This window comes from Pseudomonas sp. PI1 (genome assembly GCF_000812405.1).
Lineage (GTDB): Bacteria > Pseudomonadota > Gammaproteobacteria > Pseudomonadales > Pseudomonadaceae > Pseudomonas > Pseudomonas citronellolis.
Map to the genome: position 1 here is coordinate 25570 of NZ_JWMC01000049.1, position 15736 is coordinate 41305.

A 15736-nucleotide genomic window follows, 5' to 3' on the forward strand; every position below is an offset into this window, starting at 1 on the left:
TTGCGACAACCGGGCTGGCAACGCGCGCGGGCGCGGGTAGAGTGGAGGCCTGAAGGAGTCGCCCCATGTCCGCCATCGAACAGCTGCAGGTCTTCCAGTCCATGAACAGTTCGCCCAACGCCCGCCTGGAGCGTTGCGCCGAACTGGGCGACGGCCTGTCCGCGGCCATGTGGAGCAACCGCCACGACGCCCGCGACTACCTCAGCCCCGACCACCACACGCTGTCCTGCTACCTGGCCGGCGGCACCGGCACCTTCCGCCGCGGCGCCCCCGGCGCCAAGGGCGCGCCGGACAAGCTGTGCATCATGCCGGCCGGCGAGGAAGCCTCGTGGATCGTCAACGGCGACATCCGCCTGGCGCACCTGTACTTCAGCCCGGAACGCTTCGCCCTGGGCTGCGTGCAGCTGCTCGACCGCGAACCGCGCGAGCTGCGGCTGCGCGAACACACCTTCCTCGACGACCCGCAGCAGGCCGCGCGCTTCCGCCAGCTGGTGCAGCTGGACTGGAACGAGCCGGGCGAACGCCTGCACACCAGCAGCCTGGCCCAGGCCATCGTCGACCATGCCCTGCTGACCCAGGTCGGCCGCCGCGACGGCCTGCGGCTGAAGGGCGGCCTGGCCCCTGCCCTGCGCCGGCGGCTGTGCGACTACATCGAGCAGAACCTCGCCGAACCGCTCAGCCTGGGCGAGCTGGCGGCGCTGGCAGCGCTTTCGGAATACCACTTCGCGCGCATGTTCCGCGAAAGCTTCGGCATGCCGCCGCACCAGTACGTGCTGGCCAGGCGCCTGGCCCGCGCCTGCGAACTGCTGCGCCAGGGCAGCCTGGCGCTGAGCGAGATAGCCCTGGCCTGCGGCTTCTCCAGCGCCAGCCACTTCGCCAACCGCTTCCGCGCGGCGCTGGGGGCTACGCCGGGGGAATACCGCGCGGCGTTCAACAGCTGAGCGACGGGGCTTTTCGTAGGAGCGAGGGGGACGCCTAGTTCTTGCTCGCGAATGGGGCTTATCCTGGCGTTATTGGTGTTTGGATGAACTCCGTCCCCTCTCCCCAGCCCTCTCCCTGAAGGGAGAGGGGGCTGTCCGTGCCGAGAGAAGGCTAGGTTTCAGCCGGTAGCTTTCGATGCTGCCGGCTAACGCCATAACATCAAACCCTGCCCAACGGTCCCCTCTCCCTTCAGGGAGAGGGTTAGGGAGAGGGAGCGGAGCCAAGCCCAGGCATCCAAGTAACCGGGAGGCCCCATTCGCGAGCAAGCTCGCTCCTACGAAAAGCCCATCCCCCCAGCAATCACCCCAAAACTGCCAACACCCCACCCACCAACGGCACCCCCGCCGCCGCCGGCAGCGCCAGGCGCGGCAGCCAGGCCAGCAGGGCCACCAGGGTGGTGGTGGCGAGCATCAGCAGACAGGCCCAGTAGACCAGGCCCAGCTCGATGCCCAGCAGGTGGATGCAGTAGGCCAGCGCTAGCCCGCCGTCCACCAGCGCCACGCCGCGCAGCAGGCGCACGCGGGCCTCGCTGGGCGCGCGGCCGAACAGTTCGCGGTGGTGGCGGGCGAGGCCCAGGCAGGCGGCGGTCATCGCCAGCAGGTTGAGACCGAAGACCAGCAGCATCAGGCGTACTCCCCTTCCACCCGTTCACGGCGGCGCGACCTGGCTTCGGGCCCCGGCGGGCGGCCCAGGCGCCAGGCCAGGGCGGCGCACAGCGCGCCGCTGAGCAGCAATGCCAGGTCGATGCCGGCGAGCAGCCAGTCGCCACGGGCCAGGCTGCTGGTCAGGCGGCCCGGCTCGGGGCCGAACAGCCCCAGCAGCGGCAGGCCCAGGGCCAGCACGGCGGCGACCAGCGCCTGCTCGCGGGCGGTGCGGCCGCTGCCCTGGCGCCACGCCGCGTGCAGCAGCGCCAGCAGCCAGACCACCACGAAGCTGGTGATTTCCCAGCGATCGCGCTGCGCCAGTTCCGCCGGCAGCAGGCGCGAGGCCGCCAGCAGCCCCAGGCTGGCCAGCGGCAGGCCGCCGCAGACCGCGGCGTTGAGCGTGCGCACCAGGCCCAGGCCGGCGCTGCCGCGGGCTTCGCGCTTGGCCACCCAGACCTGCAGGCCGCCGAAGATCATCCCGCAGCCGACCAGGCCCAGCAGCAGGTAGAGAATGCGCACCAGGGTGCCGCCGAACTGCGCCATGTGCAGCCCGGTCAGCCAGGCGTAGGTCTTGTAGCCGTTGCCATAGGGCGGCTGCACGTGCAGTAGCGCGCCGGTGGCGGCGTCGAAGGAAACGGTGCGCTGGTCGTTGACCATGCCGCGGTCCACGGCCCGGCGGATCTGCACCATGGACGAGGCGTCGTTGGGGTGTTCGAGGTTGATCCAGCCCACCCGGCTGTCGTCGCCCCACTGCTCGCGGGCGCGCTCGACCATGCGCGAGATCGGCTTCGGCGGCTTGGCCGGGCGGCCCAGCTCCTCGCGGTCGAAGGCGTGCTGCACCTCGTGTTCGAAGCGCTCGAAATCGCCCTTGTAGGCGACCTTGATGCCGGCCTGCATGTACAGGGTGATGAAGATCACCAGCCCAGTGTAGGCCAGCAGCACGTGGAACGGCAGGCCGATCACCCCCAGCACGTTGTGCGCGTCGAGCCAGCTGCGCTGGCGCGCCGCCTTCGGCCGCAGGGTGAAGAAGTCCTTGAAGATGCGCCGGTGGACGATCACCCCGCTGACCAGCGCCACCAGCATGAACATCCCGGCGATACCGACGATGTAGATGCCCGGGGTGCCGGCGTGCAGGGCATAGTGCAGCTCGAAGAAGAAGCCGCCGCCGACGGTCTTCGGCAGTTCCTCGCCGGTCTGGGCGTCGATCAGGAAGGAGCGGAAGGCGCTGAGATCGCTGGGCACCCAGCCGGCGGTCCAGTAGGGCCCGCGCTCGGTCGGCGGCAGCATCCAGTAGGCATGGGCCTTGGGCGCGCGCTCGACCAGGGCGGCGTGGACCTGGTCCACGCCCACCGCCGGCTGCTGCGCCTCGTGCAGTTGCGGCAGCATCCAGCGCGTCAGCTCCGGCTCGAAGCAGGACAGGCTGCCGGAGAAGATCACCACGAACAGCAGCCAGCTGACCAGCAGGCCGCTCCAGGTATGCAGTCCGGACATCGACTGGCGCAGGCTCATGGGCGCACTCCGAAGTCGTGGGGCAGGAACGCGGCCAGCGCCAGCAGCGCGCTCAGCGCCAGCGGCACCAGGCAGGCGCGCCAGGTGCTGCGGGCGGCGAACACGTAGAGGATGGCCACCACCCAGACCATGAAGCAGCCCAGGCTGGCGAAGGCCACGCGGTCGGCGCGGGCCAGCGGCAGGTAGACGCTGAGGAAGGCGGTGCTGGTGTAGGCCAGGGCATAGCCGCCGAACAATGCGGCCAGGATGCGCGCGCTGAGTTGCGCGCCGAAGCGGCCCTTGCTGCTCATGGGCGTACCTCGGGCTGGAACGGCGGGAATCCGGACGGGTGCATGGCTGTGCTCACCTGCTGACAGAAGTTCACCCCGAACAGGGGTGGGCAAAAGCGGAAATTTATATGAAATGCGTTCGCATTTGAAAGAGATACGCAAGAACGGATGTGAATAATCCCGCGCCTCTTCCCCACCATCAGGGCATTCCAGGCCGGGCGTAGGCGCTGTGGCTGAGCGCGCCCGAGGCCGGCAGGAAGTTGTCCTGGGCGCAGGGCGCGCAGCAGCGGGCGCGGCGACGTGTTGGGGAAGCGGGACATGCTGTGGATTTCCTCGTTCGCACAGGCGGGATTGCACAGAGGCCGAACGACCGTGGAAAACCTGCAGAAAAAATCAGAAAAGTTTTCAGCGCCCCCGCCGGGCCTGCTCCATGGCCCGTTCGAGCAGTTGGAAGACCCGCGGCGACTGGCACTGGGCGACGTTGAAGCGCAGGAAGTCCGGCGCGTTCTGGCCCAGGCTGAAGACGTTGCCCGGCGCCAGCACCATGCCCTGCTCCAGCGCCGCGCGGGACACCGCGGCGGCATCCAGAGCGCCGGGCAGGCGCGCCCAGACGAACACCCCGCCGCGCGGCTCCAGCCAGGGTTGCAGGCCCAGCCCGCGCAGGCGCGCCAGGGTGTCGCCCATGGCGTCGGCCAGGCGCACGCGCAGGCCTTCTATATGCCGGCGGTAGCCGCCCTTGCGCAGCAGCTCGTGGAGCAGTTCGGCATTGAACGGACTGTTGCCGAAGGAGGTGGCCAGCTTCAGGTCCACCAGTTGCTCGCACCACTGCGGCCGCGCCGCGATATAGCCGCAGCGCACCGAGGCGGACAGCGTCTTGGAGAAGCTGCCGACCTGGATCACCCGCTGCAGGCCGTCGAAGGCGGACAGCCGCGGCGCCTGCTCGTGCTCGAAGTCGGCGAAGATGTCGTCCTCGACTATCAGCAGGTCATGGGCCTCGGCCAGTTTCAGCAGGCGGTGCGCCACCAGCGGCGAGAGCTGCGCGCCGGTGGGGTTGTGGAAGGCCGAGTTGGTGATGTACAGGCGCGGCCGGTGGCGCTGCAGGAGGCCGGCCAGGGCCTCGATGTCCGGCCCCTGCGGCGTGTAGGGCACGCCGATGGCCACCGCACGATGGGCGCGCAGCAGGGCCTGGAAGTTGAAGTAGCCGGGGTCGTCCACCAGCACCTCGTCGCCGGGCTCCAGCAGGAAGCGGCAGACCAGGTCGATGGCGTGGGTGCCGCCGTCGGTGAGCACGATCTGCTGCGCGCCGACCTGCAGGCCGTAGTCGCCCAGGCGCCGCGCCAGCTGCTCGCGCAGGCCGGCGTGGCCGTAGGGGCGGCCGTACTCCAGCAGGCTCGACTGCGGCCCGCGGGCCAGTTGGCGCAGGGCGCGGCGCAGTTCGTCCTCCGGCAGCCAGGACGGCGGCAGCCAGCCGCAGCCGGGCTTGAGCGAATCCTCCGCGGCTTCCAGCGCCTGGCGGGAAATCCACAGCGGGTCGATGCTGCGGTCCAGCGCCGGGCCGATCTCGGCCAGCGACAGCGGCGGCAGCCGGCCGCAGACGTAGAAGCCGGAACCGCGCCGGGCGGCGATCAGGCCCTCGGCGGCGAGGCGCTCGTAGGCCTCCACCACGGTGCTCTTGGACACCTCCAGGCTCTGCGCCAGCGCGCGGATCGACGGCAGCCGCTCGCCCGGCACCAGGCTGCGCGCCGCCAGGCGTTCGCGCACCTGGCGCATCACCCCGTCCACCCGTGTCACGGCCATGGCCACCTCGACTGTACCGATGAAAATCCAGGACAGTTTGTTCGAATTGTACTGATCTGTCACTGGTCGCCCGCCCTCCCCGGCGCCACCATCGAGACTCCCCTCTCCTCTCGGCGAATGCTCGATGAATGCTTCTTTAGGCGGTTGGTTCAGCGGTTTCCTCGGCGTGCTCATCTTCAGCGGCTCGCTGCCGGCCACGCGGGTGGCGGTGGGCAGCTTCGAACCGACCTTCCTCACCCTGGCCCGGGCCAGCATCGCCGGGCTGCTGGCCGCGGCCATCCTCTTCGTGCTGCGCCAGCGCCGCCCGGCGCGCCAGGACATCCCGGCGCTGCTGGTGGTGGCCCTGGGCGTGGTGGTCGGCTTCCCGCTGCTCACCGCCCTGGCCCTGCGCCACGTCAGCTCGGCCCACGCCATCGTCTTCGTCGGCCTGCTGCCGCTGGCCACCGCCAGCTTCGCCGTGCTGCGCGCCGGCGAGCGGCCGCGCCCGGCGTTCTGGGCCTTCTCGCTGCTCGGCAGCGCGGCGGTGGCCGGCTACGCGCTGAGCCAGGGCGGCGCCGGCAGCCTGCTGGGCGATGTGCTGATGCTGGCGGCCATCCTCGCCTGCGGCCTGGGCTACGCCGAGGGCGCGCGGCTGTCGCGGCACCTGGGCAGCTGGCAGGTGATCTGCTGGGTGCTGGTGCTGTCGTTGCCGCTGATGCTGCCGCTGACCTTGTGGACCTGGCCGGCCGACCTCGCCGCGGCCAGCCTGCCGGCCTGGTTGAGCCTGGGCTACGTGTCGCTGTTCAGCATGCTCATCGGCTTCTTCTTCTGGTACCACGGCCTGGCCCGCGGCGGCATCGCCGCGGTGGGCCAGCTGCAGCTGCTGCAACCCTTCTTCGGCCTGGCCCTGGCCGGCCTGCTGCTGCACGAGCAGGTCAGCCCGCTGATGGCCGTCTCGACCCTGGCGGTGGTGGCCTGCGTGGCGGGGGCGCGGCGCTTCGCCCGCTGAGCCGCCTGTGGCAGCGCGTCGCGGGAAATAGGGGTATCATCGGGCGTTTGTGTATTTCCCCGGGCTTGCCGGAAGGAACCTCCGATGACCCCACCCGCCGAGCCGCCGGCGGCGCCCGCCGACCTGGCGCCGCGCCCGCGCCTGACCCTGGGCAGCCACGTGCACAGCGGCTTCGACCTGCGCAGCGGGCGCATGCAGAACATCGCCCGGCACCGCGCCGCGCTGGCCTTCCTGTACGCCGGCATGCCCGTCTCGGGGCCGATCAACCCGCGCACCGGCAGCGAGCTGCGGGTGTTCCGCGACGACCGCATCGTCCGCCTCAGCCGCCAGCCCGAGCGCGAGCAGCAGCTGCGCCAGCAACTGCGCCAGTTCGGCTTCAAGCCGGCGATGCGGCGCAGCGATGCCCTGGAGGAAAGCGCCGGGGAGATGTTCGAGCTGCCCGACGACGCCACCTGGCAGCAATTCATGCGCGAGGGCCTGCCGCAGCTGCGCGAGCGCGGCTGGGACGTGGACGTGCGCCCGGAGTTCGTCTTCGACCTGACGCCCATCGAGAACTGGTACGCCGAGATCGAGGAGACCGACGACCGCCAGTGGTTCGACCTGGAACTGGGCATCGAGGTCGACGGCCGCCGCATCAGCCTGCTGCCGGCGCTGATCGAGCTGATCCGGCGCATGCCGGCGCTGCTCGACCCGCAGGCCCTGGCCCGCCACCCCGACGACGAGCAACTGGTGCTGCGCCTGGACGCCGGGCGCAACCCGGTGCACAGCTGGCAGACCGCCTCGGAGCGGCCGCTGCGGGTGGCCCTGCCCTTCGGCAAGCTCAAGCCGCTGCTGGGCACCCTGTCGGAGTTCTACCTGGGCGACCAGGCGCCGGTGCGCCGCCTGCGCATGGGCGCGCCGGACGCCGCGCGGCTCTCCGAGCTGGAAGAACTGCCGCTGCGCTGGCAGGGCGGCGACGAGTTGCGCGAGATCGCCATGCGCCTGCGCGACTACCGCGCCCAGCCGGCGCCGCTGCCCGAGGGCCTGCGCGCCGAGCTGCGCGCCTACCAGCACGAGGGCCTGAGCTGGATGCAGACGCTGCGCGCGGTGGGCGCCAGCGGCATCCTCGCCGACGACATGGGCCTGGGCAAGACGCTGCAATCCCTGGCCCACGTGCTGCTGGAGAAGCAGGCCGGGCGCCTCAACGCGCCGGCCCTGGTGGTGATGCCCACCAGCCTGATCCCCAACTGGCTGGACGAGGCCGAGCGCTTCACCCCCGGCCTGCGCGTGCTGGCCCTGCACGGCGCCGGCCGGCGGCGCGACTTCGCGAAGATCGAGGAGCACGACCTCATCCTCACCACCTACGCCCTGCTCCCGCGCGATGCGGAAAAGCTCGGCAAGCACGCCTACCACCTGCTGATCCTCGACGAGGCGCAGAACATCAAGAACGCCGGCACCAAGGCGGCCCAGGCCGCGCGCCAGCTGAACGCGCGGCACCGCCTGTGCCTGACCGGCACGCCGCTGGAGAACCACCTGGGCGAGCTCTGGTCGCTGTTCCACTTCCTGCTGCCCGGCTGGCTGGGCGACGCCAAGCAGTTCGCCCAGCACTACCGCACGCCCATCGAGCGCCACGGCGACCAGGCACGCCTGGCCCACCTGGCCGCGCGCATCCGCCCCTTCCTGCTGCGCCGCACCAAGGAACAGGTGGCCTCGGAGCTGCCGCCCAAGAGCGAGTTCATCCAGCACATCGAGCTCAGCGAGGCCCAGCGCGACCTCTACGAGACGGTGCGCCTGGCCCTGGACCGCAAGGTCCGCGACGAAATCGCCCGCCGCGGCCTGGCCCGCAGCCGCATCATCATCCTCGAAGCGCTGCTCAAGCTGCGCCAGGTGTGCTGCGACATCCGCCTGGTGCAAAAGGACGCCCCGCCACCCAGCGGCCGCGCCAAGGCAGTGACCTCGGGCAAGCTGGAATACCTGCTGGACATGCTCGAGGAACTGCTCGCCGAAGGCCGCCGCGTGCTGCTGTTCTCGCAGTTCACCTCGATGCTCGCGCTGGTCGGCGAGGCCCTGCAGCAACGCGGCATCGACTACGCCCTGCTGACCGGCGACAGCCGCGACCGCCGCCAGCCGGTGGAAGACTTCCAGCAGGGCCGCGTGCCGCTGTTCCTGATCAGCCTGAAGGCCGGCGGCGTGGGCCTGAACCTGACCGCGGCGGACACGGTGATCCACTACGACCCCTGGTGGAACCCAGCCGCCGAGAACCAGGCCAGCGACCGCGCCTACCGCATCGGCCAGGACAAGCCGGTGTTCGTCTACAAACTGATCGCCCGCGGCACGGTGGAAGAGAAGATCCAGCTGCTGCAGCGGGAGAAGGCCGCGCTGGCGGCCGGCATCCTCGAAGGCGCGGGAACGGATTGGCAGTTGGATGATGCCGATATCGACGCGCTGTTCGCGCCTTTGCCGAAGGCGGTTTGAGGAGGTTCGTGGGGCGGTCTGTGGGGGCGAGCTTGCTCGCGAATGGGCGTATCCCTTTAGCCACTGTTTCTGGGGCCAACTCTGCTCCCTCTCCCTAACCCTCTCCCTGAAGGGAGAGGGGACCGTTCGGAGCGCTTTGGTATTCCTGAGTCAGCCGGCAACACCTGGGGTTTCCGGCTGAAACCATTCCTTCTCTCGGCACGGACAAGCCCCCTCTCCCTTCAGGGAGAGGGCTGGGGAGAGGGCGCTCTTGAACCCAGCACCTACGCCACCGGCAAACGCCGTTCGCGAGCAAGCTCGCTCCTACGAAAGCCCCCCGCCCCTACAACTGCGCCACATGCCCCGCCGTCTGATGCGCCCGCAGGTAAGGCAACACCGCCGCCAGCAACGGTGCCTTGAACGCCTCCTGGAAACGATGGGCCATCCCCGGAATCAGCTTCAACTCCGCCCCGTGGATATGCGCCGCCACATGCACCCCATGCATCACTGGCAACAACGGATCGGCGGTGCCATGAATGACCAGGGTAGGCACATTCAAACGGTTGAGCAGGTCGACCCGGCTGGGCTCGGCGAGGATCGCCAGCATCTGCCTCTGCACCCCCTCGGGGTTGAAGGCGCGGTCGTAGGATTGCGCCGCCTGGCGCAGCAGTTGCTCGCGGTCGTCCTTCACCTCCGGGCTGCCCAGGGCGGCGAGCAGGTCGGCCTGTTGCTCGATGGCCTGTTCGCGGCTGCCGGCCTCGCGCCGGGCCAGCAGTTTCAGCAGGCTGTCGCTGGGCGCCGGCAGGCCCTCGGCGCCGGAGCTGGTCATCACCAGGGTCAGGCTGAGCACCCGCTGCGGCGCCAGGTCGGCGACGTGCTGGGCGATCATCCCGCCCATGCTCGCGCCCAGCACGTGGGCCTGCTCGACGTGCAGCCCGTCCAGCAGGCGCAGGGCATCCCAGGCCATGTCGGTGAGGCTGTAGGGCGCGCTGACCGGCAGGCCCAGGCGGTAGCGGATCACCTCGTAGGTGAGGTTGGCGCCAGGCGTGGGCACGCGCCAGGCGCTCAGGCCGACGTCGCGGTTGTCGTAGCGGATGACGCGGAAGCCCTGCTGGCAGAGGGTCTGCACCACTTCGTCGGGCCAGTGGATGAGCTGGCCGCCCAGGCCCATGATCAGCAGCAGCGTCGGGTCCTTCGGCGAGCCTATGCTCTGGTAGGCCAGGCGCACGTCGCCCAGGTCCAGGGTGTCGGTGGGCACCCGTGGGTCGCAACGATCGCCGGCAAAGGCAGTGAAGGGCGCCAGGCACGACAGTGCCAGCGCCAAGAGAAACGCACGCATGTGAAAATCCGGAATGCAGAACCCCAGTGAAAGCCGATTCTGATGAATTTCCGTGCATCGCTCTGCCACACAACCGTGACACTTTGATGAAAGGCGCCGAGCGGTCGCCGCCAGCCTGACCGGCGTCATGGCACGGGCGCGGCCGGCCCGGCATGGTTCCAGGGAAGCAGCCGTTCGCCAAGGGGCGCCCATGAGCTATCCGATCCTGCTGGTCCTGCATCTGCTGGCCGCCATCGCCTTCGTCGGCACCGTGTTCTTCGAGGTGCTGATTCTCGAACGGGTGCGCCGCCATGTGCCGGCAGAAGCCCTGCGCGCCGTGGAACGTGCCCTCGGCCAGCGCCTGCGGCGGGTGATGCCCTGGGTGATCCTGACGCTCTTCGGCAGCGGCCTGGGCATGCTGAAACTGCGCTACCTGCCGCTGCTGGCCCATCCGCTGGACTCGCCCTTCGCCACCCTGCTGAGCCTGAAGCTGCTGCTGGCCGCCAGCGTGCTCTGCCACTTCTTCTGCGCCATGTACCTGATGCACAGCGGCGGGATGACCGGACGGCGCTCGCGGATCATCCACTACAGCGTCTTCGCCCACGTCCTGGGCATAGTGCTGCTGGCCAAGGGCATGTTCTATCTGAGTTGGTAGATCGGCGGCGGCACGGGCGGGTCGACAGCCGGCCGCGCATGAGACAAACTCAATCCAGTTTCGGATGTAATCAAGTTTTACTCATGTTGGAAGCGGCGCCATGCTCGAGATTCGTCACCTGAAAACCCTCCACGCCCTGCGTGAAGCCGACAGCCTGGTGGAAGCCGCCGAACGCCTGCACCTGACCCAGTCCGCCCTGTCCCACCAGTTCAAGGAACTGGAGGACCGCCTGGGCCTGTCGCTGTTCATCCGCAAGACCAAGCCGGTGCGTTTCACCAGCGCCGGCCTGCGCCTGCTGCAGCTGGCCGATGCCATCCTGCCGCAGCTGCGCACCGCCGAACGCGACCTGGCGCGCCTGGCCGGCGGCACCGCCGGGCGCCTACACATGGCCATCGAATGCCACAGCTGCTTCCAGTGGCTGATGCCGACCATCGACCAGTTCCGCGACGCCTGGCCGGAGGTGGAGCTGGACCTGGCCTCGGGCTTCTCCTTCGCGCCGCTGCCGGCCCTGGCCCGCGGCGACCTCGACCTGGTGGTGACCTCCGACCCGGTGGACATCGCCGGCATCACCTACGTGCCGCTGTTCACCTACGAGGCGCTGCTGGCGGTGGACAACCACCACGCGCTGGCCGGCAAGCCCTACATAGTGCCGGAAGACCTGGCCAGCCAGACGCTGATCACCTACCCCATCGAGCGCGACCGCCTGGACATCTTCACCCGCTTCCTCGAGCCGGCCGACGTCGAGCCGGCCCAGGTGCGCACCTCGGAGCTGACGGTGATGATGATGCAGCTGGTGGCCTCCGGCCGCGGCGTGTGCAGCCTGCCCAACTGGGCGCTGCACGAATACAGCTCGCGCGGCTACGTGACGGCCAAGCGCCTGGGCGAGAAGGGTCTGTACTGCACGCTCTACGCGGCCATCCGCGCGGACATGCTGGATGCGCCCTTCATGCGCGATTTCCTGCTGACGGCCAAGGACACCTCCTTCGCCACCCTGGAGGGGGTCAGCGCGGCGAAGGGGTGAAGTCGCGGGCAGCGCCTGGGCGCTCTTCGTAGGATGGGTTGAGCTTGCGAAACCCATGCGGTCGTGGTGATGGGTATCGCTTCGCTCAACGCCATCCTACGGGGCGACTCCTGCCACGTAGGAGACTCTGTCCGCGATAGCCGGACGTCCCGGCGCGGTTCGCGGATGAGATCCCTACCCTGCCCCACCTACGCCATTCCAATCCGTAGGGCGCATAACGCCTATGGCGTTATCCGCCGTTTGACCTTGGTTACCGGCCCGCTCGGTGTCGAGCTTGGCGCTGGTCACGCATTCCCCCGGATCGACCGAGGCAGGGTCGAGGGGAAAGGTGAGGCGGCGTATAACCGCGAACGGTTATACGCCCTACGCCGCCCCCCCCGCGCCTACGCCTTGCCCGCCGCCTTGGCGTGTTCCGCGTGCCATTGCGCGTCCCGTTCGGCGATCTTGGCGAAGGAGGGCCGCGCGGTGACTTTCGCGATGTAGCGCTCGATGGCCGGGGTCTTCGGCACTATGCCGAAGTGCGTGGTCCAGGCCAGCGCCGAGCCCCAGAGCACGTCCGCCGCGGTGAAGCGTTCGCCGAGCAGGTAGGGCCCCTTCTGCAACTGCTCGTCGATGACCTTCATCACCGTCTCGAAATCGCCGTAGGGGCTGCGCGCCTGGGGCGCCGGCTCGCGGCCCAGGGAACGGTCGGTCACCGCCGGCTCGAAGCTGGAGCCGTAGAACACCAGCCAGCGCAGGTAGGGCCCGCGCAGCGGGTCGCCGATGGCCGGCGCCAGTCCGGCTTCCGGGTACAGGTCGGCGAGGTAGATGTAGACGGCGCCCTGCTCGGTCACCAGCGCCTCGCCGTGGCGGATGGCCGGGACCTTGCCCATCGGGTTGATCGCCAGGTAGGCCGGCTGGCGCTGCTCGCCGGCCTGCATGTTGAGCAGGTGCAGGTCGTAGTCGGCGCCCAGTTCCTCCAGCAGCGCCAGGGTGCCGGAGGAACGGGTTTGCGGGGAGTGGTAGAAGGTGATGCGACGGTCGCTCATGGTGCTTGCCTCTGCCGATGACGGGTCGGCCCAAAAGCATAGACCGCTCGCAGCGGAACGGCGCCATCGCCTGGCGCAGGTCCCCCACGTGGGCAAAACCGCCGGAAAGACTCAGCCGCGGACGATGCCGCGCCGGTACAGGGCCTCGATGGTCTCCGGCGCCAGGCCCAGCTCCGCGAGCACCTCGCGGGTGTTCCCGCCCAGGGCCGGCGGCGCGCTGCGGTAGCTGGCCGGGGTGCGCGAGAGCTTCACCGGCGAGGCGATGCCGCGGTAGTCGCCCAGTTGCACCACCAGGCCGCGATGCGCGGTGTGCGGGTGCTCGACCACGCGGTCCACCGTGGCGATGGCGCCGCAGGGCACGCCCAGGCGGATCAGCCGTTCGGCCAGCTCGCGGCCATCGTGCGTCGCCAGGTGGCCCTCCAGCGCCTGCTTGAGCGCTTCGCGGTTGACCGAGCGCTGGCCGTTGTCGGCGAAGCGCGGGTCTTCCAGCAGCTCGCCAGCGCCCAGGTATTCGCACAGCTTGGCGAACTGGCGGTCGTTGCCCACGGCGAGGAAGATCGGCTCGCCGCCGGTGCGGTAGCTGTCGTAGGGGGCGATGTTCGGGTGGGCGTTGCCGGTGCGCTGCGGCGTGCGCCCGGAGGCGAAGTGGTTCGGCAGGTGCGGGTGCAGCAGCGAGATGCCGCAGTCGTACAGGGCGATGTCCACCGACTGCCCGCGCCCGCTGCGTTCGCGCTCGTGCAGCGCCAGCAGGATGCCGGCCACGGCGTTCAGCCCGGTGACCATGTCGACGATCGGCAGGCCGATGCGCAACGGCCCGCCCTCGGCCTCGCCGTTCACGCTCATCAGCCCGGCCATGGCCTGGATCGCCGCGTCGTAGCCGGGCAGCCCGCCCAGCGGGCCGTCGGCGCCGAAGCCGGACACCGCGCAGTGGATCAGCTGCGGGAAGCGCGGGCTGAGCACCTCGGCGTAACCGATGCCCCAGCGCGCCAGGGTGCCGGGCTTGAAGTTCTCGATCAGCACGTCGGCGCCTTCCAGCAGTTGCAGCAGCAACTCGATGCCCTCGGGCCTGGACAGGTCGACGGCGATGCCCTTCTTGTTGCGGTTCACGCCGCGGAAATAGGAAGCCGTGTCGCCCTCGAAGGGCGGGCCCCAGCCGCGCGTCTCGTCGCCGCCCAGGGGCTCCAGCTTGATCACTTCCGCGCCGTGGTCGGCCAGGGCCTGGGAGCAGTAGGGGCCGCCCAGCACGCGGCTCAGGTCGATGACTTTCAGGCCACGCAGGGCACCGGTCTCGTGGTTCATGGCAACTCTCTCTTGTCGATTCTTGTCGGTTGCGGGAAATCAGGCCGGCAGCAGTTGCATGGCCTCGTCCAGGCTCATCTCGCCCTCGTCGAGCAGCCGGGCCAGCAGCGGCGCCCCGGCTTGCAGGCCCAGCGGGTCGCGCGGCAGCAGCTTGTGCTGCAACACCAGGTGGGCCAGGGCCAGGCGCCGGCGGTCTCTGGCCTGGCGGCCGGCTTCCCAGGCCATGAAGATGGCGCTGGCGATGTGGTAGAGCGCGCTGCCGGCCTGGCGCACCTGCTCGTCCTGGCGCGCCTCGGCCACGTCGGCCATGAGCACCACGCTGCGCTCCAGCAGCGCCTCGAAGCGGGTGCGGCTGGCGTCCGGCAGACCGCTCTCGGCCAGCAGGCCGCGCAGGTACTGGTGCAGCGGCTCCAGGGCCTGTTCGCGGGTGACGGCGCGGGCGATGTCCAGCGCGACTATGTTGCTGGTGCCTTCCCAGATGGAGCCCAGGTGGGCGTCGCGGACCAGGCGCGCGTCGCTCCATTCCTCGATGTAGCCCACCCCGCCGCGCACCTCCATGGCGTCGCCGGTGACGCGCCGGGCATCGCGGCAGGCGCGGAACTTGATCAGCGGGGTGAGGATGCGCACGCACTTCTGCGCCGCGGCGTCGCCGCCATCGGCGCGCGGCAGCAGGGTGGCGATCTGCATGAACATGGAGCGCGCCTGCTCGGCCGGCAGCATCAGCTTCAGCAGCTGTTTCTGCATCAGCGGCATGTCGATCAGGTGCTTGCCGAAGGCACGGCGGTGGCGGGCGATGAACAGCGCCTCGCTGAGCGCCCGGCGCATCAGGCCGGCGGCGCGCACGCCGTTGGACAGGCGCGACATGTTGACCATGTCGGCCATCTGCTGGAAGCCGCGGCCGACCTCGCCGATCAGGTAGGCGCTGGCGCCTTCCAGGCAGATTTCGCCGCTGGCCATGGAGCGGCTGCCCAGCTTGTCCTTCAGGCGCAGGATGCGGTAGGCGTTGCGCGAGCCGTCCGGGCGGTGCTTGGGCAGCAGGAACAGAGTCACGCCCTTCATGCCCTCGGGCGCGCCTTCGGGGCGGGCCAGGACCATGGCCAGGTCGGCGTCGGGGTTGGAGCAGAACCACTTGTCGCCGTACAGCTTCCACTCCCCGTCCTCTTGCCGCGCCAGGGTGCGGGTGCGGGCAACATCGGAGCCGGCGGCCTGCTCGGTCATGAACATGGCGCCCTGGAACAGCCTGTCGAAGTCCCGCGAGGCCAGGGACGGCAGGTAGCGCTCCACCAGCTCCGGCGCGCCGAACCTGCGCAGGGTGCGGGTCAGCGAATCGGTCATGCTGACCGGGCAGCACAGGCCGAACTCGGCCTGCACGAACAGGTAGGTCAGCGCGTACTTCACCAGCGGCGGCGCGCCGTCCGGGCGGTGGCTCATGGAGGCCAGGCCGAGCTCCGAATAGGCCACGCGCTCCAGGGCGACGTAGTCCGGGTGCTTGCGGATGCTCTGCAGGTCCTCGCCGCGGCGGGTGCGCGGCGCCAGCTGCGGCGGGTTCCTGTCCGCCGACAGAGCCAGCACGTCCAGTTCGTCGCCGGCGCGGGCGCCGAGGCGTTCGAGGGTGTCGCGCCACTGCGCCAGCACCTCCGGCGGCAGGTACACCTCCAGCAGACGCTGCAGCGAGGGGTCGCAGGCATACAGGTTGATGCCGCGGCTGTCGGGAATGTTCAGGGCGTCTTCGGGGCGGACTTCAGGCATGGCGGTCATGGCGCGTCTCCGGGTCTTGTTCTGGCGCCGAGACTA

The 15736-nt window shown here is 69.9% G+C and carries 13 protein-coding genes; 5 read left to right on the plus strand and 8 right to left on the minus strand.

Annotated features, from left to right (window positions below):
- Positions 1–65: 65 nt before the first annotated feature.
- Complete coding sequence (locus RN02_RS16920) at positions 66–941, plus strand: helix-turn-helix domain-containing protein (protein WP_043315416.1); 876 nt, start codon at positions 66–68, stop codon at positions 939–941.
- A 340-nt stretch (positions 942–1281) separates the two neighbouring features.
- Here the strand turns inward: RN02_RS16920 and RN02_RS16925 are convergent, their stop codons facing one another.
- The 4 genes from RN02_RS16925 to RN02_RS16940 all read right to left on the minus strand — a co-directional run bounded on the left by RN02_RS16925 (position 1282) and on the right by RN02_RS16940 (position 5200).
- The gene (locus RN02_RS16925) at positions 1282–1605 is read right to left on the minus strand and encodes a DUF3325 domain-containing protein (RefSeq protein ID WP_009619072.1); all 324 of its coding nucleotides are present in this window, start codon (positions 1603–1605) and stop codon (positions 1282–1284) included.
- Positions 1605–3134, minus strand: a complete 1530-nt coding sequence (locus RN02_RS16930) for a PepSY-associated TM helix domain-containing protein (protein ID WP_043315417.1) — start codon at positions 3132–3134, stop codon at positions 1605–1607. Before RN02_RS16930 ends, RN02_RS16925 begins: the two co-directional genes overlap by 1 nt.
- The gene (locus RN02_RS16935) at positions 3131–3424 is read right to left on the minus strand and encodes a DUF3649 domain-containing protein (protein WP_009619068.1); all 294 of its coding nucleotides are present in this window, start codon (positions 3422–3424) and stop codon (positions 3131–3133) included. The genes RN02_RS16930 and RN02_RS16935 overlap by 4 nt, the downstream gene beginning before the upstream one ends.
- A 384-nt stretch (positions 3425–3808) precedes the next feature.
- Positions 3809–5200 carry an aminotransferase-like domain-containing protein gene (locus tag RN02_RS16940; protein ID WP_043315418.1) on the minus strand — a complete coding sequence of 464 codons (1392 nt, stop codon included), beginning with the start codon at positions 5198–5200 and terminating at the stop codon, positions 3809–3811.
- 124 nt (positions 5201–5324) lie between these two features.
- Between RN02_RS16940 and RN02_RS16945 the strand changes: the two genes are divergently transcribed.
- Together RN02_RS16945 and RN02_RS16950 are read left to right on the plus strand one after the other, a co-directional pair.
- Positions 5325–6188: a DMT family transporter gene (locus RN02_RS16945; protein WP_043266990.1), complete on the plus strand. Its 864-nt coding sequence runs from the start codon at positions 5325–5327 to the stop codon at positions 6186–6188.
- Between the two features lie 426 nt (positions 6189–6614).
- On the plus strand, positions 6615–8642 hold the full coding sequence (locus tag RN02_RS16950; protein WP_152623775.1) for a DEAD/DEAH box helicase: 2028 nt from the start codon (positions 6615–6617) through the stop codon (positions 8640–8642).
- A gap of 322 nt (positions 8643–8964) precedes the next feature.
- On the opposite strand, the gene RN02_RS16955 is transcribed toward RN02_RS16950, so the two are convergent.
- Positions 8965–9960 (minus strand): alpha/beta fold hydrolase, encoded by a 996-nt coding sequence (locus tag RN02_RS16955; RefSeq protein ID WP_043315420.1) that lies wholly within the window; start codon positions 9958–9960, stop codon positions 8965–8967.
- A 190-nt stretch (positions 9961–10150) separates the two neighbouring features.
- Here RN02_RS16955 and RN02_RS16960 point away from each other — a divergent pair, with 190 nt between their 5' ends.
- Positions 10151–10594, plus strand: a complete 444-nt coding sequence (locus RN02_RS16960; protein ID WP_043266996.1) for a CopD family copper resistance protein — start codon at positions 10151–10153, stop codon at positions 10592–10594.
- 100 nt (positions 10595–10694) lie between these two features.
- The gene (metR, locus tag RN02_RS16965; protein WP_043266998.1) at positions 10695–11615 is read left to right on the plus strand and encodes a transcriptional regulator MetR; all 921 of its coding nucleotides are present in this window, start codon (positions 10695–10697) and stop codon (positions 11613–11615) included.
- Between the two features lie 383 nt (positions 11616–11998).
- Here the strand turns inward: metR and RN02_RS16970 are convergent, their stop codons facing one another.
- The 3 genes from RN02_RS16970 to RN02_RS16980 form a co-directional block, all read right to left on the minus strand.
- Positions 11999–12643 carry a glutathione S-transferase family protein gene (locus RN02_RS16970; protein WP_043315421.1) on the minus strand — a complete coding sequence of 215 codons (645 nt, stop codon included), beginning with the start codon at positions 12641–12643 and terminating at the stop codon, positions 11999–12001.
- A 111-nt stretch (positions 12644–12754) separates the two neighbouring features.
- Entirely contained in the window at positions 12755–13942 is a 1188-nt protein-coding gene (locus RN02_RS16975; protein ID WP_043315423.1) for a CaiB/BaiF CoA transferase family protein, read from the minus strand.
- Positions 13943–13981: 39 nt separating this feature from the next.
- Positions 13982–15700: an acyl-CoA dehydrogenase family protein gene (locus RN02_RS16980; RefSeq protein ID WP_043315424.1), complete on the minus strand. Its 1719-nt coding sequence runs from the start codon at positions 15698–15700 to the stop codon at positions 13982–13984.
- Between the last annotated feature and the right edge of the window lie 36 nt (positions 15701–15736).